Source organism: uncultured Thiodictyon sp., from assembly GCF_903946935.1.
GTDB lineage: Bacteria > Pseudomonadota > Gammaproteobacteria > Chromatiales > Chromatiaceae > Thiodictyon.
The window spans coordinates 1-20,006 of the sequence record NZ_CAJAXH010000239.1; the positions used below are offsets into that span (position 1 = coordinate 1).

14 protein-coding genes are annotated in these 20,006 nt (G+C 62.0%); 12 read left to right on the forward strand and 2 right to left on the reverse strand.

The genetic code is table 11. The features are described 5' to 3' along the window. Positions 1 to 274: 274 nt before the first annotated feature. On the reverse strand, positions 275 to 1,228 hold the full coding sequence (gene ispH, locus QZX93_RS20970) for a 4-hydroxy-3-methylbut-2-enyl diphosphate reductase (protein ID WP_295385904.1): 954 nt from the start codon (positions 1,226 to 1,228) through the stop codon (positions 275 to 277). Between the two features lie 481 nt (positions 1,229 to 1,709). Here ispH and rimO point away from each other — a divergent pair, with 481 nt between their 5' ends. From rimO to QZX93_RS21030, 12 genes are all read left to right on the forward strand, one after another. Beyond that, positions 1,710 to 3,062 carry a 30S ribosomal protein S12 methylthiotransferase RimO gene (gene rimO, locus QZX93_RS20975; RefSeq protein WP_295385902.1) on the forward strand — a complete coding sequence of 451 codons (1,353 nt, stop codon included), beginning with the start codon at positions 1,710 to 1,712 and terminating at the stop codon, positions 3,060 to 3,062. Positions 3,063 to 3,065: 3 nt separating this feature from the next. Next, on the forward strand, positions 3,066 to 5,513 hold the full coding sequence (locus QZX93_RS20980; RefSeq protein WP_295385899.1) for an Orn/Lys/Arg decarboxylase N-terminal domain-containing protein: 2,448 nt from the start codon (positions 3,066 to 3,068) through the stop codon (positions 5,511 to 5,513). A 358-nt stretch (positions 5,514 to 5,871) separates the two neighbouring features. Continuing rightward, the gene (locus QZX93_RS20985) at positions 5,872 to 6,225 is read left to right on the forward strand and encodes a hypothetical protein (protein WP_295385896.1); all 354 of its coding nucleotides are present in this window, start codon (positions 5,872 to 5,874) and stop codon (positions 6,223 to 6,225) included. Positions 6,226 to 6,467: 242 nt separating this feature from the next. After that, complete coding sequence (locus tag QZX93_RS20990) at positions 6,468 to 7,748, forward strand: TerD family protein (RefSeq protein ID WP_295385894.1); 1,281 nt, start codon at positions 6,468 to 6,470, stop codon at positions 7,746 to 7,748. 64 nt (positions 7,749 to 7,812) lie between these two features. Beyond that, positions 7,813 to 8,619, forward strand: a complete 807-nt coding sequence (locus QZX93_RS20995) for a hypothetical protein (RefSeq protein ID WP_295385892.1) — start codon at positions 7,813 to 7,815, stop codon at positions 8,617 to 8,619. Between the two features lie 131 nt (positions 8,620 to 8,750). Continuing rightward, entirely contained in the window at positions 8,751 to 9,068 is a 318-nt protein-coding gene (locus tag QZX93_RS21000; protein WP_366760891.1) for a hypothetical protein, read from the forward strand. 315 nt (positions 9,069 to 9,383) lie between these two features. Then, positions 9,384 to 9,710, forward strand: coding sequence for a hypothetical protein (locus tag QZX93_RS21005; RefSeq protein WP_295385890.1), 327 nt, complete (start codon positions 9,384 to 9,386; stop codon positions 9,708 to 9,710). Positions 9,711 to 9,992: 282 nt separating this feature from the next. Beyond that, positions 9,993 to 10,448 carry a tRNA (N6-threonylcarbamoyladenosine(37)-N6)-methyltransferase TrmO gene (tsaA, locus tag QZX93_RS21010; protein ID WP_295385888.1) on the forward strand — a complete coding sequence of 152 codons (456 nt, stop codon included), beginning with the start codon at positions 9,993 to 9,995 and terminating at the stop codon, positions 10,446 to 10,448. 334 nt (positions 10,449 to 10,782) lie between these two features. After that, on the forward strand, positions 10,783 to 11,268 hold the full coding sequence (locus QZX93_RS21015) for a DUF6328 family protein (RefSeq protein WP_295385886.1): 486 nt from the start codon (positions 10,783 to 10,785) through the stop codon (positions 11,266 to 11,268). 459 nt (positions 11,269 to 11,727) lie between these two features. After that, positions 11,728 to 12,006: a DUF427 domain-containing protein gene (locus tag QZX93_RS21020; protein ID WP_295385884.1), complete on the forward strand. Its 279-nt coding sequence runs from the start codon at positions 11,728 to 11,730 to the stop codon at positions 12,004 to 12,006. Positions 12,007 to 12,431: 425 nt separating this feature from the next. Then, positions 12,432 to 12,983, forward strand: a complete 552-nt coding sequence (locus QZX93_RS21025) for a hypothetical protein (protein ID WP_295385881.1) — start codon at positions 12,432 to 12,434, stop codon at positions 12,981 to 12,983. A 155-nt stretch (positions 12,984 to 13,138) separates the two neighbouring features. Beyond that, complete coding sequence (locus tag QZX93_RS21030) at positions 13,139 to 13,540, forward strand: hypothetical protein (RefSeq protein WP_295385880.1); 402 nt, start codon at positions 13,139 to 13,141, stop codon at positions 13,538 to 13,540. A 596-nt stretch (positions 13,541 to 14,136) separates the two neighbouring features. On the opposite strand, the gene QZX93_RS21035 is transcribed toward QZX93_RS21030, so the two are convergent. After that, complete coding sequence (locus QZX93_RS21035; RefSeq protein ID WP_295385879.1) at positions 14,137 to 19,734, reverse strand: alpha-2-macroglobulin family protein; 5,598 nt, start codon at positions 19,732 to 19,734, stop codon at positions 14,137 to 14,139. Positions 19,735 to 20,006 lie beyond the last annotated feature (272 nt).

Here is a 20,006-nt window from a genome sequence, read left to right on the forward strand (position 1 = left end):
CAGACTCCGGTCGCCCTACGGGCTCCCTACGTCTGGCCCGCCGACCCGGCGGCCCCTCCCCTGCATCTCGCCCCCTGCCCCCGCCAACAGGGGACATCTCTACTTTGCGGAATAGGGGACATTTCTACTTTGGGTTGACACCTGGACGAGCTAACTTTCGCGCCGGTTCAGCGCTTGACCCTCAGGAAAGTCCACAGACCAGGCAAGACAGCAGGCGCCAAGGGTCGCCCTGAAGGGCGACCTACAGCCCCCGCCCGGCCCGGGTGGTCATCCGCTAAACGTCTGAGCCCGCCCCTTCGCCCGCCAGCTCCCGCGGCAGCGGAAACACCATGTGCTCGCGGATGCCCGACTGCTCCTCCACCGTCTGTGCGCCCCACTCGCGCAGGCGGGCGATGACCTGCTCGACCAGGACCTCGGGGGCAGACGCGCCGGCGGTCACGCCCACCCGCTGGGCCGTCGCGAGCCATTCGCGCTCGATGTCCTCCGGGCCATCGATCAGCCAGGCCGGGCAGCCCTGTTTTTCGGCCAGTTCACGCAGCCGGTTGGAGTTGGAGCTGTTGCGCGAGCCGACCACCAACAGTAGGTCGCAGCGCCCGGCCAGTTCACGCACCGCGTCCTGGCGGTTCTGGGTCGCATAGCAGATGTCGCTGCGCTTGGGACCCTGGATGGCCGGGAAGCGCTCGCGCAGGGCCGCGATGATCGCGGCCGCATCGTCCACCGACAGCGTCGTCTGGGTCACATAGGCGACCCGCTCGGGGTCCCGGATCGCAAGGCCGGCACAATCGGCCGCCGACTCCACCAGGTGGATCCGCCCGGTGTCACCCACGCACTGGCCCAGGGTGCCCTCGACCTCCGGGTGGCCGCGGTGGCCGATGAGGACCACGTCGAGATCCGCCTTACAGTGGCGCACGACCTCCAGATGGACCTTGGTCACGAGCGGACAGGTGGCATCGAACAAGCGGAAACCCCGCGCCTGGGCCGCGTCGCGCACCGCCTGCGCGACCCCGTGGGCGCTGAAGATCAGGGTGGCCCCGGCCGGGACCTCGTCGAGTTCGTCGATGAAGATGGCGCCGCGCTGCTTGAGTCCTTCGACCACAAAGCGGTTGTGTACCACCTCGTGGCGGACATAGATGGGGGCACCGTAGAGGTCGAGCACGCGCTCGACGATGGCGATGGCGCGGTCGACACCGGCACAGAAGCCGCGTGGGTTGGCGAGGAGTATGTCCAAGGCGTTACCGGATAGGCTGGGCGTAAACGCCGCATCCTTACGCAATCGCGGGGCCGTCGCAAGCGTGGATTGCGTGATCACGGTTCGGTTGCGCCGCTCGCTCACCCAAACCCGGCAATGACTCACGCCAAGGCGCCAAGCTCGCCAAGAAATACAACAGGCTAACGGCCATGGCGCCCGCACCACCCCGCAAGATGAAAGTGGCGGGCGCCGGCCGTTCCCCCACCCCGCCCTCCACCACGAGGGGGGAGGGAGCATTGGAGCGCGCTCCCGGCGCGACTTTCACGGTAACCCATGATCCGGACCGCCCGCGGGTGCATCGCCGACCACCGATCAAGGCACTGAAAAACTTGGCGTGCTTGGCGCCTTGGCGTGACCTTGGCGTGAGAGCGTCGGTTTATGGTTTGTGTCTCCCGCCCCCCACCAATACCATGAGGCTCCCGACCGCCGTCCCCATTCAAGCGCCACCCCGGAGCCCCCTTTGGCCACACCTGACCGCACCCCGGCCCCCGCCCGCCCGCCCCGCATCGGTTTCGTCAGCCTGGGTTGCCCCAAGGCGACGGTGGACTCGGAGCACATCCTGACCCGCCTGCGCGCCGAGGGTTACGACATCACCCCCAGCTACGACGGGGCGGAGCTCGTCATCGTCAACACCTGCGGCTTCATCGACGCCGCGGTAGAAGAATCGCTGGAGGCCATCGGCGAGGCCCTGGCCGAGAACGGCCGGGTGATCGTCACCGGCTGCCTGGGCGCCCGCGCCGAGCTGGTCCGTGAGGCCCACCCGCGGGTGCTCGCGATCACCGGCCCGCACGACCTGGACGCGGTGATGGGCGCGGTCCACCGCGAACTGCCCGCGCCCCACGACCCCTTCCAGAGCCTGGTACCGCCCCAGGGCGTGCGGCTCACGCCGCGTCACTATGCCTATCTCAAGGTCTCCGAGGGCTGCAACCACCGCTGCACCTTCTGCATCATCCCAAGCCTGCGCGGCGACCTGGTCAGCCGCCCGCTGGGCGAGGTGCTGACCGAGGCCGAGCGCCTGGTGGAGTCCGGGGTGCGCGAGCTGCTGGTCATCGCCCAGGACACCAGCGCCTACGGGCTCGACGTGCGCTACCGGCCGGACTTCTGGAACGGCCGCCCGCTCAAGACCGACCTGCTCACCCTGGCCCGCTGCCTGGGCGAGCTGCCGGCCTGGGTGCGGATGCACTATGTCTACCCCTACCCCCATGTCGATGAGCTGATCCCGTTGATGGCGGACGGGGTGATCCTGCCCTATCTGGACATGCCGCTCCAGCACGGCGCCGAGCGCGTGCTCAAGGCCATGCAGCGGCCGGCCGCCGCCGAGCGCGTGCTGGAGCGCCTGGCGCGCTGGCGCGCGATCTGCCCGGATCTGGTCCTGCGCAGCACCTTCATCGTCGGCTTCCCCGGGGAGACGGACGCGGAGTTCGAGACCCTACTCGACTTCATCCGCGCCGCGCGCCTGGACCGGGTCGGCTGCTTCCCCTACTCCGCGGTGACGGGGGCGACGGCCAATGCGCTGCCCGACCCGGTGCCGGAGGAACTCAAGCAGGAGCGCCTGGCCCGTTTCATGGAGGTCCAGGCCGAGATCAGCGCCGAGAAGCTCGCCGGCCGGATCGGGCAGCGCCTCACGGTCCTGGTGGACGAGGTGGGGGACGACGAGGTGATCGCCCGCAGCGTGGGCGACGCCCCGGAGATCGACGGCGTGGTCGTCATCCCCGGCGCCTGGGAGCTCGACCCGGGCGACTTTATCGAGGTGGTCGTCACGGACTCCGGCGATCATGACCTCTGGGCCGAGCCGGTGGAAGAGGAGGACTAAGCGATGCAACGGCGCGAATTCATCGTCGGCGCCGCCGCGGGCACTCTGGTGGTGGCCAGTGACACGGCACTCGCCCGCAGCGCGTCGCGGGCGCAACGGGAGGCGCCGCCGCTGACTCAGCCCCCGGCGCCCGCGTGCCTGCCCGGCGCCGCGCCCAAGCCGGCCGGCAGCGGCGACCCCTTGGCCATGCGCGCGCTGCTGGTCTCCGACACGCTCAACCAGGACACGGCCCTGGGCCGGCGCACCAGCGAGCTGCGCGCGGAGTTGGAGCGGCGGCAGGTGGTGATGGTCCTGTCCGGCCAGGCGGACGACGCCCGTGCCATCGTCGGGGCCGACCCGGCGCTCCAGTGCCTGCTGCTCGACTGGGATCTCGCGGGCGACTATCACACCGGGGCCATGGCAGTGCTGGACGCGGCGCGCGCCCACAACGCCGAGATGCCGATCTTTCTGCTGGCCGATCGCACCAGCGCCTCCGCCATCCCGCTGGCGGCGATGCAGAGCGCCGACGACTTCATCTGGATGCTGGAGGACACCACCGACTTCATCGGCGGGCGTATCGTCGCCGCCATTGAGCGCTATCGCGCCCGCATCCTGCCGCCGATGTTCAAGGCCCTGGTGGAGTTCTCGCGGGTCTATGAATATTCCTGGCACACCCCCGGCCACACCGGCGGCACCGCCTTTCTCAAGTCCCCGGCAGGGCGCGCCTACCACGCCTTTTTCGGCGAGTCGCTGCTGCGCTCCGACCTCTCGATCTCGGTCGGCGAGCTCGGCTCGCTGCTGGACCACTCGGGGCCCATCGGCGACGGCGAACGCAACGCCGCGCGGGTCTTCGGCGCCCACCGGACCTATTACGTCACCAACGGCTCGTCGACCTCCAACCGCGTCATCCTGATGGCGAGCGTCACCCGCGACCAAGTCGCGCTGTGCGACCGCAATTGTCACAAGTCGGTCGAGCACGCCATGACGATGTCGGGGGCCATCCCGACCTATCTGATCCCCTCGCGCAATGCGCTGGGTCTGATCGGGCCGATCCGCCCGGAGCGGCTCAGCGCCGCGGCCATCAAGGCGGCCATCGCGGACAACCCGCTGGTGACCGGCCCGGTCGACCCGACCCCGGTCCATGCCGTGATCACCAACTCCACCTATGACGGACTCTGTTACCACGTCGGGCGGGTGGAGGAACTGCTGGGCGCCAGCGTCGACCGGCTGCACTTCGACGAGGCCTGGTACGGCTATGCCCGCTTCAACCCGCTGTACCAGGACCGCCACGCCATGCACGGCGACCCGGCCAAGCGCGGCGCGGACCAGCCGACCGTCTTCGCCACCCAATCCACCCACAAGCTGCTGGCCGCACTGTCGCAGGCATCGATGATCCATGTGCGCGACGGCCGCCGGCCCATCCCGCACGAGCGCTTCAACGAGGCGTTCATGATGCACGCCTCCACCTCCCCGCTCTATCCGCTGATCGCCTCCATCGATTGCTCGGCGGCCATGATGGACGGGCCGGGCGGGCTCGCACTCACCACCGAGGCGATCCGCGAGGCGGTCGACTTCCGCCAGGGCCTGGGGCGGTTGGGGGCCGAGTTGAAGGCCAAGGGCGACTGGTTCTTCTCGGTCTGGCAGCCGGAGATGGTCACCGACCCCGGGACCGGCCGGTCACTGCCCTTCCACCTGGCGCCCGCGGAGCTGCTCACCACCAACCCGGCCCCCTGGGTCCTGCGCCCCGGGGCGGCCTGGCACGGCTTCGGCGATATCGCCGACGGCTATTGCCTGCTCGATCCCATCAAGGTCTCGGTGGTCACACCCGGCATCTCGCCCACCGGCGCGCTGGGCGACCAAGGCATCCCCGCCGCCGTCGTCACCGCCTTTCTGGACGCCCAGGGGATCGTGGCCGAGAAGACCACCGATTTCACCATCCTCTTCCTGTTCTCGCTCGGCATCACCAAGGGCAAGTGGGGGACGCTGATCAATGCCTTCCTGGACTTCAAGCGCCATTACGATGCCAATACGCCGCTTCCGGCCACCCTGCCGGCCCTGGTCGAATCGACCGGTACGCGCTATGCGGGCCTGGGCCTCAAGGACCTGTGCGACACCCTCTATTCGGCGATGCGCGAATTGCGCACCACCGGCCTGATGGCGGAGGCCTTCTCGGTGCTGCCGCGCCCGTCCGTCAGCCCGGTGCGCGCCTATGAGTCACTGGTGCGCGGACAGGTGAAGGCGCTGCCTTTGCAGGACCTCGCCGGGCGGGTGGTCGCGACCGGGGTGGTGCCCTACCCGCCCGGTATTCCGCTCTTGATGCCCGGGGAGGAGGCGGGGGCGGCGGATGGACCGGTGCTGGGGTATCTGAAGGCGCTGGAGGCGTTTGATGGGCGGTTTCCGGGGTTTACGCATGAAACGCATGGGGTTGAGGTGGTGGAGGGGGGGTATCGGGTGTTGTGTTTGGAGGGGTGATGGTGGGCTTGAGGGTTGGCTGCGAGTCGGCATTCCGGGCGGGACGCCGGCAGCCAGGCCAGGGGTGGCAACCTATCAGCTGGCTCGGACACTCCGAATATGAGAAAAGCCCGCAGCCCCGAAAGGCGGAACCGTTATCGCGTTCCGCCCTGCGCAGGCTGCCGGTGCAGCGGGATGCGTCGCCCACAATGTTGACAAACTGCGCGGAATTTGGTCGACTACATGTCGCCCCGCCAAGTTACGGGGTAGTTTGGCCGGAGAAATCTCGTTAGGCACACCAACGGGCACCATCAATGTCAATTGAATTGTATTCAGTCTCCACCATATTTCCCTGGCCTGAAGCTAGCGGGAATATTATTTGAACATCCAAACGCAAGTCACTGGAACAGAAATGCTGAACTCAATTATTTCTAGGTTTGATGAGAAAATTGACTCTGCTTACGAAGTCGTTCGCGAATACGTATTCGCATTAGCGGGTGAGTCGCCGCCGAACGAGCCTTTCCGGGTAAAGCTAGTGCGGTATCAGAATGGCCTCTTCTCCTGTAGAATAAGCCACTTTGTACACAGGAGTGGTTTGGCCGGCCCTCATCGCGTCTCTTTCGGCGAATACAAGACGCAGGAAGAAGCATTTGAGGAAGCGTTTTCTCACGGATTAATGAACTTCGATGCAAATGACACCGGAGCAAAATGGGAAAGAAATGATGGATTTTGAGAAAAAGAGGAGAAAAATGGCTCAGTACCGAATGGATCTAAGTTAAGCATTTTGGATATATATATCAGTGACCTGGCTCAGGCCGAAAAGGAGTCCGGCTGGATTTAATTTCGGCCTTTCCGCCCCGGAATATATTCGAGCCAGGCCCCTTACTCCGTTTCACCCTAGATCATTAGGCGTTTTAGCGTGATCGGCTATATATGCTTATAAACACCAAAAACAGGCAGTCCTGCTAAGGATATATGAAAGCACTAACTCAAGGCGAAAATGTCGCGTTATCTCAAGCCGGAATTTCCGGAAACAATATATTTTCCGGAATAAGCTGGACAGTTACGGGATATGAACAGGTTGACATTGATGTTTGCGCATTCCTGCTTAATTCACAAGAGAAAGTAAGCGATGATGGTGATTTCGTTTTCTACAACCAAAAAGAGGACACAGCAAGAAGTATTTTGCTAAATACAGAGCCAGAAAATGGACATGACATTCAGCTCTTCTCAATAAAATTGGATAAGATCCCAACACACGTCAAGAAGATTGTTTTTGTTGCGACAATAGATAAAGCATCTGAGAGATCGCAAAACTTCCGTGACATCAGCGATATATGCATTCGGATATTTGAGCTTGACGCATTTGATGAAAAGATGGTTACATTTAAACCAATCCAGCCCAATAAAGAAACTTCTATTGCGCTAGGCGAGCTTTACCTTCATCAATCGAATTGGAAATTTAGAGGACTCGGACAAGGATTTGAATCTGGTCTTGAAGCGTTAACGTTACGCTATGGAGTCAATACGAACTCCGAAACCTCCCAGCCAAGCGACGAGCAATATTCAATAAATTCAAATAACTCCGAGAGATTTATAGACCAGGCCCTCATAGAAAAAGAGACCCATATAAATAAGCAGCTCACCGGGATCATTCCAAAGATAAGAACTGCCGTTGAGCAGCGTATCAACGAAAGCAATACAAGGATGATTTTAGATCATATATTCATTGAGATTTTTGGTTATAGAATAGAGGAGGTTAAGGCTGAAGTAAAAATACAGGGCAGAAGAGCGGACTATGTCCTAGCTGTTGATGACAAGGACTTTATTGTTGTTGAAGTTAAGAAAGCCGGGATGCCTTTAAAAGAAGAGCATATTTTTCAAGCATGCTCTTATGCGGCTTATGCGGGGCTAAAATTTGTTCTGCTTACAAACCTGAGTGAGTATATCTTATTTAAGGTTCAAGCCAAGGATATTGTTGAAAATGATGCTATTTTTAGCGTTGATCTCTTGGGTGACTTTGACATCCGAGACATCAAGAACTTAACATTGATTTCCCGATATGGAATGACGAAAAGTGAACTGCTAGAGAATCTTTCCGATCAAATTATTGCATCAAGTCCTTCCAACATAAGCAGCTTATTGTTAAGCAATGAAGTAATTGATAAGCTGAGAGAAATAATAAAAAGGGAGCAAAATTGCGATGTCTCGCAAGAGCAAGTACAGGAAACAATAGAACTTATCTTAGGCATTTAGGTAGTGCAAGCCCGGCATCCATTGATTAAACCGCCCGTGGAATTCCGTTAGTCAGACGTCCTCAATGAAGATTACCGACGAATTTCTGACCGAGAAAGCGGATGCGGCGCTTGGTAGCTATTTCCACTATCTGGCCCCAGCTCTCGACATTGTCAGAAGCGAAACTATTGCCATCGGCAGCAATTCGGAAACGAAGCTTCTATCGCGCTACAGCCACGAACAGCCGAGGTTTCAGGCGCGTGCCTCAACATTGGTGCTAGAGGCATTCCATGTGATCGAGCTGATCCTGAAAGCTCTTCTCATTGAGCATGGCGAACACCTCGTATTCGAGTCACTCGACGACTACCTCGATAGGCGTACTGCGGCACCAAAGGCAATTAGCAGGCGACAGGAGGAAGTGGGGCGCCTCCTGAAAACCCTCGCTGGCTCAACGCGCTCAAAGAAAGGCCCGCCTGCTGACGCTCTCAAGAGCTATATCAATCACCTCATGCGGGCACCGGTCGAAAATTTCGGCAAGTCCGTCTCCGCGCAAATCGCGTTCAAGCGGCTCCTCCACTTTGATACAGGACTTGAGGCGGCGCTATCGGAGGAGGTATTCACCCGCTTGATCGGACTAAGGAACCAAATCGTTCATTTTGGGGAGATGGCCAACCTCCTGCAGGGCGTGGCCGATGCTCTGCGATGTCTTTTCGCCGTCTGCCTGTTGCGGCCGCAAAGGTTCCCGTGTCTCGCGCAACTGCCCTTAAAGTACGAGCCATTGTTTCCGCCATACAACGAGCTGATAGCGCATCTCATGCTCCACGAAGCGTGGCCCCAAATTATTGAAAGCGATCATGCGCTCGCTGAGTTCATGGTTGATTACAAGACTTGACCCTCGCCCCCTTGCCGAAAGCTCGTTCACCCGAAGTTTTCCGGCGCCGTCACGGTCAGCGGAAGGCTCGAGGATGATGTAAAACACTATCAAGAAAGGGCAGTCACCAGCGCCATCGAGGCCGTCACAAAATGAAAGACAGCGACCGATATCACAAGTGGGTGGAGTGGAGCGATGAAGATCAAGTGTACATCGGCAAATGCCCGGACCTAATCACTGGCATCCATGGGGACGACCCGGTTTCACTATACAGTGAGTTATGCTCGGTTGTCGAAGATGTAATCATCCATTTGAAGGCCGAGGCCCGGAGTCTTCCAGCACCCAAGGTCCGGCCGATGGGGGAAAACGGGGACAGACAACGATTTTCTCTGAATCCGCTGATCAGGATAGGGGCAACACGGAAAATGGGCCAGGTTCAATTGATTTTTTTTGCCGCCGGCCGGATTTAATTGAGCCTGGCCCCTTATCCGTGCCCCTTATCCGTGCCCAATTGTTTTTCTTTACCTTATCCGGGCATTCCAATAACGCCGAGGCAACACCATCGAGATCACAAAGGACCTTATCGCCCGGTCACGGGTCATCGCGAAAGGTGATCGCATACGCGATATTCAGAGACTGGTTGAGACCTACGGCGGCCAACGCTCGAAGTGGGTCAAGAAAAGCAGCCCACCGTTCACGCGTGATGGCGATTGTTACGAGTATCATTGGTACGAGCATTACGGCATCGGCCGAGTCGAAACCAAGCTAAAACAGGTATCGCGAACATGATTGTCCGGCTGCGCATTTCCAACCCTGATTTTCCGGCACTGTCGGCAGGACAGGATTATTTTGTCATCGGCATAGAAGCCGACCACTACCGCATACTCAACGACGAAGGGAAGCCCTATCTTTATCCGCCGGGACTTTTCGACTTGATCGACACTGATCGCCCAGTCGACTGGATCTCCGAATATGGCGAGGATGGGGAGGAATACTCCTATCCTCCGTTATTAAATGGCGTTGGATTCTTCGAGGATTACTTCGACCAAAAGCCTGAGCAAGTGGCCATGTTCTGGCATGCACTAAACCTCACCCTGGCGAAGGCTGCTTAAGGGCCGTAGGTTGGGGTGAGGAACGAACCCCAACATATTTCAGGCAGCGCCCTGACGTTGGGGTTCCTTCGTCACCCCAACCTACAGATTCCCTCAGAGGCGAATACGCACGTGAGTTCAACTACGACATTGCGGCCATTTTTGGAGACCTAATGGCAAAACAGGCCATGCACCCGGAACGAGTGGTTTCATTAGCCCCGCGCAGGGTCAGCCTCGAAGCGGGCACAAGGGGCCATCCGAAAAATGGCCGCCTAGAAACCCTTTAGCCCCCTAGAGTCCGCCATGATCACGATCGGCACGATCCACACTCCGTACAAGACAAAGGACGACTGTCCTATTCAACCCGCCTTCGCGAGCCAAGAGCCCTCGCGTGCTGAGGTATTCCCTGAGTTTTCCGCCGGCCTTAAGGATGTCGAAACGTTTTCCCATATCTACCTTCTCTACCAATTCGACCGTGCGGGCGAAATTCAATTCGTCCGCCCGACCTTCTTGGACGACACACCGCGTGGCATTTACGCATCGCGTCATCCGAGTCGCCCTAACAGCATTGGGCTGTCTATTGTGCGCTTGCTCCGACGCGAAGAAAATGTTTTGATTGTTGTAGGAGCCGATATGCTGGATCAGACGCCCCTCTTAGACATCAAGCCATACCTGCCCCAATACGACGCCATCCCAAACGCCAGCGCCGGTTGGACGGCACAACTTCAGTGGCGTGGAAAGCCCCGGGGGCGCGAATGAAGGCAGGGCTAAAGGAATCAGTGTCGAGCTGTCTTTCAGCAAACAGGACCGTCAGTTGGGGTTCCTTCCTCACCCCAGCCTACGGACTGACTTTGCTCTTGATTTCAGCCTGCACCACCGAGGCTTGGTATGAAGGAGTAAGAAGCGGTGCGGAAAGCGAGTGTAGAAACCAACCTGGCAGCGCCGCCGCAGAATGTCTGTCGCGTCTCAACAAGAAGACCTATCAGGAATACGAAAAGGAGCGTCTCGGCGCCAAGTAAATGATAGGCATCTAAGTCCATTCATGACTGCGTCTCGACGCTATCCTGCATTCAATTGGAGCAATACCTGAACTATGACAGACGTCGATACCAAACCCCAGGCTGAACCCCCGGCAAATGATAGCGAAGCTTCCGAAGAGGGAAACCTGAACGATATGTTGGCGGAATTGCGGATTTTGCTGCAAGGCGCCCAGGTCCTTACTGCTTTCTTGATTGTGCTGCCTTTCAACCAAAGTTTTGAAAAAATTCATGAGTTAGAGAAATGGATTTATACTGCAACTTTTCTCTGTTCTATTACCAGCCTAATATTTTTTAGTGCTCCGGCGGCGCATCATCGCCTGGCACGCCCTCTGATAAACCGGGAGTTGTTTAAGAACTTCGCCACCCGCATGATTTTAGTGGGGTTGGTATTTCTTTCGTTCGCCCTGATCCTGGTGGCACAGCTTGTTGTTTCGCATGTCATCGGAGCTGTCGTCAGTATTTTTGTAACAGCATTTGTGGGCCTGCTTATTCTTATCATCTGGTGGCTTTTTCCACTGACAGTTAAAGAACGGTTGTAGAGGAAGAGCTATGCGAGGCGGGGCCTTGGTCATCATCCCGGCCACCACGATAGCCGCAAGGTCGTTGATCCGCGCAGCGGACCCTACGGGGCGCGGCGCAAGCCGTAGGGTCCGCTGTGCGGAGATGGCCAAGGCCGCCGTACCATTACGTTGGGGTTCCTTCGTCACCCGAACCTACGGACTGACCCTTACCCCGCGCATCGTTCCTTCGAGTCCTTGGCCGAAGAGACCGTGAGGAGGCATTGATCGTCGCTCCGACCACTGGAGGTCGAGGCTTTAGCCGGTCCGGCTTCCAGGCGCCACTGATTTATCTTGGATATGTGGGGAACCGCCACCAGCTAGAGCCTTGACCTGCGGTGGCGGACGGATCGTCGCTGGCCGGAACCATGACCAAGGCCCGCGCATAGGCGGCCTGGAATCGAATTTTCCCTACAGAGCATTCTAATTGGAGAACCAGCCATGAAAGCAACTTGGAAAGATGCGGTCCTTGCCGAGAGTGGGGATACCGTTGCCATTGAGGGGAATCAATACTTCCCGGCGGAATCGATCGATCGGCAATATTTTCGAGAAAGCAGCAAGCACACCGCATGCCCCTGGAAAGGAGAGGCCAGTTACTACGATATTGTAGTGGATGGCGAAACCAACAAGGATGCGGCTTGGTACTACCCAGAGCCGAAAGACGCAGCCAAGGAAATCAAAGGGCGAGTTGCATTTTGGAAAGGGGTCAAAGTGGCATAAGGGCCTTGATCATCGTTCCGGCCTCCCCCTATATTCTACGCGTCCGTACTGGCTGAGAAATTGCAGTACGTGGCCTGGATTCAGGCTTCCCGGCCGGAATGACGGCTCACCCTTGGCCGCAGGGTGTTTCGGGGTCAGTATACTCAATTGTGCGTCAGGCCGTCCGCGATTGAGTAAACTGGCCCCGAAACCATAGATTGCCAAGACCAAGCATTGCAAATCACAGGCTTGGACCGGACACATTACGAGCGCCTTGAAGGGGCTGGGGCGTCGATCATAATCCCGGCCAGTGGCGTGCGTAGTCAGGGCTTCCAGCCCTGACGGTGTCAGGCCAAGATGGCCTGACTACGCACCCGGCGAGCCCAAGTGGCCGGAATCTTGATCAAGGCCGGGGCTGGCTCCCACAGTAACCAGGAGATGAGCTCATGAGCTACGATCATATTACTGACTTAAAAGAAATCGAAAGGGAGTTAACGGATCTTTCCTGGCAGCTAGATGCGAGCGAGCACGATCCGGAAGAGTACGAGGAGGCACTGGATCGCCTATACCCTGATGAAGTTAAGAAGGCTGCCAAGCGGGCTTCTGAGTTGGGTTCTACTCAGGGGATGCACCTGTATGGCCGTATGCTCCAATATGAGGCTTGCCAACTGAAGAAAGAGGGGAAGCCATATGAGGAACTGCAAGCAAGAGCGAAAGAACTTGTTATGCAGGCTGCAAGCAATGGCTGCTGGGGTGCGATGGATGACTTGGGTACCGAATATGTTGAGGAACTCAACTCTTCGATGTCAGAACAATTAGCGTTCATTCAACTGTCAGGTCAGGATCCGTTAGAGCATATTAAGTATCTCAGAGAACGCCTGGGGTTGACTGTGACGCAAGATGAGATCGACAAAGGCTTACAGCTTTACGAAGCGATCCACAGGCAGATGGTCGAGAATGGGATAGAAAAGAAGCAATGCTATTGCATATTCCCATAATCGGGCCTTGGTCCTCGTTCCGGCCAGCGGCCATCCTCTGGAGTCGAAGGCTTCAGCCTTGGCCCGATCCAACCAAGGCTGAAGCCTTGGACTCCGGCCCCGGGTGGCCGGAATGACGATCAAGGCCCTTCACGTTATACAAGAATGAAGTAATCATGCGTAACATAGAACAACTATTATCAGAATACGAGATGGCGGTAACCAGCCTGGAGAATTTGGCAAAATTTTCTGCGGATTGTTTGCTCGCAGAAGAAAAATTGAGGAGCATCCTGGGCTTGATGGAAAACTGCGTTGCTGATAAAGATATACCTTTACTCATCACGCCGCTTGAGTTCATCGGTGGACCAGTCGTTCCTCCGGCGGTAGTGCGCACAATAGGAACGATCAGATCGAGTAACGCATTTGATGCGATCCTGAGGATACTCAAAGAGTGCTTTGAGGGAGGTCGATCAGAGGAAGCGACAGCCAATGAATGCGTAAAAGCATTAGATGAGATTGATTCGGAAAGAGCCGAACGCGAAGGAGTTGAAGATTTTCTTGAATCTCATTGGTTTTAGCCCGCCCTCATTGGTATGATTTATATATCCGGGGGCGGTATACTCAGTTCAGTGTAAGGCCTGCTGCGATTGACTAAACTGGCGCCGGAATCCCGCCCGGAATCCGAGCGATTGAGAGGTTGCCATCCATGGTCTGGATTCCGGCTTCCCGGCCGGAATAACCGTTCACCTTTGGCCTCGGGCGCACAGCGCCCAACACATGCGCGACACCGCTCGAGCGGTGTCACGAGAGGCTGAGGCAACGCCGCCGGAATGACGAATGAAGACCCCTACGGGCCTTGGTCGCAGTAACAGCCACTGCGCGAGTCGCGAGGTCCTTGGTCCGCGCAGCCGACCCTACGGGCGCAGCGCAATCCGTAGGGTACGCTGTGCGAACCGATCGCCTGGCCGGAAAAATGATCAAGGCCGTCACGAGCCTTGATCACAACTCCGGCCACTGGGAGCGCCGCACCCCAGTGCATGATCCTGCAAGCGACCGCAGCGTCGCGTTTTGGGGATGGGCCGGGCCGCACTGGGGTGCGACCGGAGCTATGATCAAGGCCCCATCCATGGCCTGGATTGCGGCATCCCAGCCGCAATGACGGCTTATCCCCCGCCTAGCGATCCGCCTCCAGCACCGTCGCGGTGCCCGCATCCGTCCAGGCGCGGCGGCTGGGGTCGTACATGTCCTCCACCGCGGCGGGCGGCTGGGCGTAGGTGCCGGGGGTGACTGCGCGCAGCAGATAGCCGAGTTGGAACTCGAGCGGATCGTCCGCGGAACGGTCGACGGCGGCCACAAAGCGGTCGGAACGGAACTCCTGGTGGGCAGGTGCCGCCAACAGGTCCAGACCCGGGACCCGGGCCACGTTGGCCGAGCGCATCAGGTTAGGGTTGTCGATCTCCAGACCCGCCGGCAGCGGGTCGTCGACGATGAGACGCGCCGCCCCTTTGGCGTCCGCACGCACCGTGATCACCGCCAGCACGCGGCTCCCCTGAGGAACGGCTGTTAGCTCCACCCGCCGACCGTCCAGATCGTAGTAAGCGCGCTCGATGACATAGCCGTTGCCCCCGGCGGGCGGGGCCACCCGCGGCACGCCGAGCACCCCGACCATGCCGTCCACCGGCTTGCTGCCCAGGTTGCGGATGACGACCGGGGCGGCCGCCAGCTGGGCCTCATCGAAGCGCCCGAACCAGGCGCCGTCGATGATCTTGCCATCGACCTCCAGACGCAGCCCTCCCTTGCCCTTGTTGAGTGCCTGGGCGGCGAGCAGCAGCCAGGTGTCCTCCTGGGTACTGCGGTAGCGCGCCCGGACGAATCCGTCCTGGACGCGACCGGTGAGCGCGCGCAGGTCCACCGACTCGGTTCCCGACTCCGCCGCCAGGGCGAGCACCGCGGCGGCATCGCGGAGCGACGAGCCGTAGTCGGCGCGCCAACCCCCGGCGCCGCCCAGGGGACCGGACAGTTCCAGGTCCCCGGCGGCGGCGGCCAGCACGGCGTCCGCCCGGATGCGGTCGCCATAGAGCGCCAGCGCGGCGCCGATCTGGGCCTTGGCCATGGGGCTGCCCAGGTCATTGAGCCGCTCGTCGGCCAGATAGCGCAGGTCGCCGATGGAGGCCCGGCCGTTGCGCGCCAACACATAGAGCGCATAGGCATCCGCCGGGCTCGGGTTGGTGTAGGCACCGACGTTCTTCAGGTTGTCGAGCGCGGCATCCAGTGCCGACTGCGGGACCTCGTAGCCGCGCTCCTTGGCGCGGGTGAGGAAGTCCGTGGCGAAGGCATCGAGCCACAGGTCATCCCCGCCCGGACTCCAGAGGCCAAAGCGCCCGTCGGCCGAGGCATTGGCCAGCACCCGGGTGATGGCCTCGCGGATGCGCGGCGGCACCGCCGGATCGCCGCTCAAGCCCGCCGCCAGCGCGACCTGGTCCAGATACAGCAGCGGTAGGGCTCGACTCACCAACTGCTCGGTGCAGCCGTGGGGATAGCGGTCGAGGCTGCGCAGGATGCCGGCGATGTCCAGCCGCCCGGCGCGGCTGACCGAGGCCAGCACGGTGCCGGTGCCCGGCACCAGGCCGTTCAACAGGTCCGGGGTCAGGGTCAGTGGCGCGGCATTGGGCAACAACTCGTGTCGGGTGCTGGTGAAGGTGGCCGGGGCATTGCTGCGCACACCGAGCGTCAGGTGCTTGGTGAGGACCTGACCGGCCGGGGTGGTGACCGCAACGACCAGGGCCTCGTCGCCGACCCCCTGGGCCTCCAACGGGATCGAGACATCGGCACGCACACCGGGCGCCAGGGTCAGGCGCTGATTGGCGGCGGCCGGATCGACCGTGACCAGCCCATGCTCGGTCGTCACGGCGATCTGCACCTCACCGCCCTCGCCTTCCACCTGCGTGAGCCCGAGCAGCAGACGGCTGCGGTCGCCGGGGGCAAGGAAGCGCGGCAGGCTGGCGCTGACCACCACCGGGTCACGCACCAGGGCATCCGTCACGCCGTGGCCGACGCCGGCGGCGGTCCAGGCCATGGCCATGAGCTTGACGGTCCCGTTGAAGTCCGGGATCGGGACCTCGAGCACGGCCTGGCCCTGGTCGTCGAGTCGCACCACGCCGGAGAACCAGGCCATCAACTCCTCGGAGGGGGGCGGGGCCAGCATCTTGGCGAGGCCCCCATCGCCGCCCGAGCGCACCACGCCCGGCGCGCCCTGCATCCGGTCGATCAACTGGCCATAGAGGTCGCGGAACTCCAGTCCCAGGCGGCGCTGGCCGAAATACCAGGTGTCCGGCTCCGGGGCCTTGTAGCCGGTGACATTCAGGATCCCCTGATCCACCGCGGCCAGGGTCACATAGGCCTCGGTGCCGGGCTTGAGGTTGGTCACGGACAGCTTCACCGGCATGGGGCCGCGGGGACGGATGCCCGGTTCGACCGCCAGATCCACCGCCAGGCGCCGGTCCTGCGGGTCCACCCCGGCCCAGGCCAGGCCAATGGACCGACCGGGCATCCGCCGGGCGCTCAGATCCATGGGCCGATAGAGCACCGCGGTCACATAGGCCCCAGGCCCCCAGTCGGCCGTCACCGGCAGGTCCAGGGTCGTGCCGGTGGCCGGCACCTCCACCGCCTGCATGGCGATCAGCCGGTCATCCACCACCATCACCAGGGCGAGACCGGACTCGGCCACCGCGCCGCCCTGCGCCGCATGGGGCTCGATATGGACGCGCGCCCGGTTGCCGACCCGATAGGTCGGCTTGTCGAGCGAGATCTTGAGTTGGTCCGGGGTGTCCGCGGCCTTGGGCGAGACATACCAGCCGGCCTCAAAGCCGGTGCTGGCGGGCAGCAACCCATCGGCGGCCAGGCGCAGGCGATAGGCGCCCCACTTGACCGGGGTCTCGATCTTCCCCGGGCTCGTCGCGTTCAGATCCAGGGTGCCGCTCGCCACCCGCTTGGTGCGTTCGACCGGTTCGTAGTCATAGGTCCCATCGTCCGTGCGATACCACTGGAAATTGGTCTCGACCTGATCCAGGGTCCAGGCGACCTTGGAGGCCGCGCGGCGCGTGCCGTCCTGGCCCAGCGCGATGACCTCAAACCCCGCGGTCCCGCCCTCTGGCGCCTCACCCTCGAACAGCGGGCGCACCCCCAGGCGCGCCTGACCGTCCAGCACCGGCAGGGTCAGATTGCGCTCCACCGGGCGACCGCCCGCGTCCAGCACCCGCACCGCGAGATCCGCCACCAGCGGGCGGCTGGTGGGGGTGAGCTCCGGCAGGATGATCGGCACCTCGGCGACGCCCTGCGCGTCAGTCGTCACCGGGTCCAAGGGCCGCTGGGTCGCGTCGGGCTTGTCATCGACCAGACCGAAGCGATAGCCCGGCCAGGCGGCCAGCCCATCGGCCACCTTCACCTCCACCTCACCCTCGACCTGCAACCCGGCCGCCGGGGCGCCGTAGAGGAAGCGCGCGGCGATCGGCAGGGCCGTGGGGGCATTGGGGTCCAGCCCGGCGCCGGGCGCGGTCAGGGCAAAGTCCAGCCGCTCGGGCTCGAAGTCCTCCACCAGGAAGGTGGTCTGGCCGATCGGCTCACCCTTGGGGTCGGCGTAGGCGAGCACCCGCCAGGTGCCGCGCTGGGCGCCACGGGTCAGGGGTACATCCACCTGGTGGCCGCCGAGACCCTGGTCCTTGACCAGCAGTCGCTCACGCTCCACCCCGTCCGGGCGGCGGATCACCAGGGTCAGGGGCACCCCGAGTGCGGCGCGCGCCTGGGGGTCGCGGACCAAGGCGGTCAGGTGAACGGTCTCCCCGGGGCGATAGACACCGCGCTCGGCCACCATGAAGAGGTCGAGCGGCTTGGGCGACGGGCGACCGTCCACGCCGCGGTCGGTCAGGTCGAAGGGGGTCCGGCTGAGATCCAGGAAGCCATAGTCCCCGTCCTTCCCCTCACCGGTGACCAGCAAGGGGGCGTTGCCGCCGGTCCCGCGCAGCAGGCCGGGCTCGAAACGGGCATAGCCGGCCGCGTCGGTGTCGGCGGTGCCGAGGATGTCGTTGTTGCGGGCGATGAGGCGCAGCTTCACCCCGGCCAGCGGCTCGGCGCTGCTGAGCGAGCGCACCAGGGTGTGCAGGCCGTCGTTACCGCTCAGTGCCGTGAGTCCCAGGTCGGAGACCACGAACCACTGAGTGGCGCCGGACCCGCCGCAGTCGCCTTCGCAATCGTCGCCCTGGCCCGGGGTGAGTAGTCGGGCGGGCTTGGCGGTCAGCGCATAGACGCCGGGCTTCAGGTCCGGGACCAGGGCGCCGACCGGCACCGCGGTGGTCACGTCGCGGTTCAACTGGGCCTCGACCTCCACCGTGCCCTTCCAGACCAGCTCGCCGGTCTGGTCGGCGATCTGCTCGGCCTCATAACCGCTCAACGACTTAAGGAAGGGACCGTCGCCCAGGGTCTGGGCCATGGAGCGGTCGCCGATCCGATAGACCTTGGCGGTCAGCCGGTCGGCATTGACCGAGACCACCGGGATGGTCGCCTCGCCGCCCTTGGGCAGGACATAGTTGCGGCCCAAAAAGTGCGCGGCGGGCGTGCGGTTACCGACCTTGATGTCCAGGTCGACGGTCTTCTCCAGGGTCTCGCCGGTGACGGCGGGCAGCCCCTTGCGGACCTGGACCGTATAGCGCCCGCCGTGACTCACGCCATCGACACAGATCTGGCGATCCTCCACCTCGACCGCCAGTCCGGCGCCCGTGCCATTGGCATCGGTCGCCTTCACGAAATCCGCCAGGTTGGGCTTGAGCCGCGCCAGGCCCTCAGAGAATTCGATACAGATACGCGGGGTGGGACTCTCCGCCTCCACCCGGTGCTCGGTAACACGAAAGCCGTGGTCGGCCTTGAGCTTATCGAGCGCGGAGCGCACCGCCGGGTCGGGCCGCAGCGCCAGCGCGGCGCCCAAGGCGCCCATGGCCGGGCGCCACTGCTGCCGAACCGTCAGCGTCTGACCCAGGGTCACGAGTGACTGGAAGCGCTGACCCTCGCTCCCGGCGAGCAGATAGGCATTGATGGCCGCCGCGCTCGCCTGGTCCTTGCGCTGATTGCGCAACTGCCAGCCGTCGGGTTTCGCCGCACCCAGGGCCTCCGCGAGGCCAAGCCACAGGCCCGCATCGTCCGGGGCCAGGCGCACCGCGGCGGCAAAGAGCGCCACCGCCGGCTCGCCATTGCCGACCCCGCGAGCGGCGCGGGCGGCCGCCGCGACCTCGGCGACCCCCTGACCCTTCAGGGCCGCCGATCCCTCCGGGGTCGCCAGGGGCGAGAGCCCGGCGGCCAGCTTCTTGGCCCCGTCGAGTGCGTCGGCCGGGAGGAAACCCAGATCGGCCGCGCGCCGCTGCGCCGCCGTCGCACTCGGCCCCTCCACCACCCGGCCGGAAATCGCCCCGGGGAAGGTGCGCTGATCGCGGAACTGGTCCTTGAGGAAGCACCAGCGCGCCTTGGTGTTATAGGTCAATGCACGGCAGGCCGTGTTCGCGAGACAGCTCGACTTGCAGGTCTCCAGGTCGACCTCTTTCAACACCTGGATGTCGCGGCCGAAAAGGTCCGCGTCCTCCATCATCAGCATCTGCCGGGCGCCAGCCTGAGCCGGAGCAGGCGCCGAGGTGGGGGCCGCCAGCACCCAGAGGGGTAGCAGCATCGCCAGTAGCAGCAGGGGTAAGAACGGTCGGTCGACACGCGGGCGAAGGCGGGGGCCGTGCATGGATGTCTCCTGATGAAGGATGGGCCGAGGGCGGGGTTCAGTATAGTGAGCGGGGAGCGGTCCCGCACGCCGTCGCGATGAGAAATACGGTGTCACGCCCGGCGCCCACTCGAGTGACAACGCTCCGGAGACTAGCAGCCTGTCGGACTTAGCCACCGTCACCACCGCCTGAGGCCGTTGGATGGCTTTTTTTGGCAAAAAAAGAGGCGATTTTCGGCTAAAAACGCAGTTTTCCTCGGTTATCCCCTTACTGCGGACGTAATACGGCCATC

Bases quoted from the DNA above. Each gene is read 5' to 3' on its own strand.
- QZX93_RS20980 (WP_295385899.1), top strand. From the start codon at position 3,066: ATGCAACGGCGCGAATTCATCGTCGGCGCCGCCGCGGGCACTCTGGTG.
- QZX93_RS20990 (WP_295385894.1), top strand. From the start codon at position 6,468: ATGAAAGCACTAACTCAAGGCGAAAATGTCGCGTTATCTCAAGCCGGA.
- QZX93_RS20995 (WP_295385892.1), top strand. From the start codon at position 7,813: ATGAAGATTACCGACGAATTTCTGACCGAGAAAGCGGATGCGGCGCTT.
- QZX93_RS21000 (WP_366760891.1), top strand. From the start codon at position 8,751: ATGAAAGACAGCGACCGATATCACAAGTGGGTGGAGTGGAGCGATGAA.
- QZX93_RS21005 (WP_295385890.1), top strand. From the start codon at position 9,384: ATGATTGTCCGGCTGCGCATTTCCAACCCTGATTTTCCGGCACTGTCG.
- tsaA (WP_295385888.1), top strand. From the start codon at position 9,993: ATGATCACGATCGGCACGATCCACACTCCGTACAAGACAAAGGACGAC.
- QZX93_RS21015 (WP_295385886.1), top strand. From the start codon at position 10,783: ATGACAGACGTCGATACCAAACCCCAGGCTGAACCCCCGGCAAATGAT.
- QZX93_RS21020 (WP_295385884.1), top strand. From the start codon at position 11,728: ATGAAAGCAACTTGGAAAGATGCGGTCCTTGCCGAGAGTGGGGATACC.
- QZX93_RS21025 (WP_295385881.1), top strand. From the start codon at position 12,432: ATGAGCTACGATCATATTACTGACTTAAAAGAAATCGAAAGGGAGTTA.
- QZX93_RS21030 (WP_295385880.1), top strand. From the start codon at position 13,139: ATGCGTAACATAGAACAACTATTATCAGAATACGAGATGGCGGTAACC.
- QZX93_RS21035 (WP_295385879.1), bottom strand. From the start codon at position 19,734: ATGCACGGCCCCCGCCTTCGCCCGCGTGTCGACCGACCGTTCTTACCC.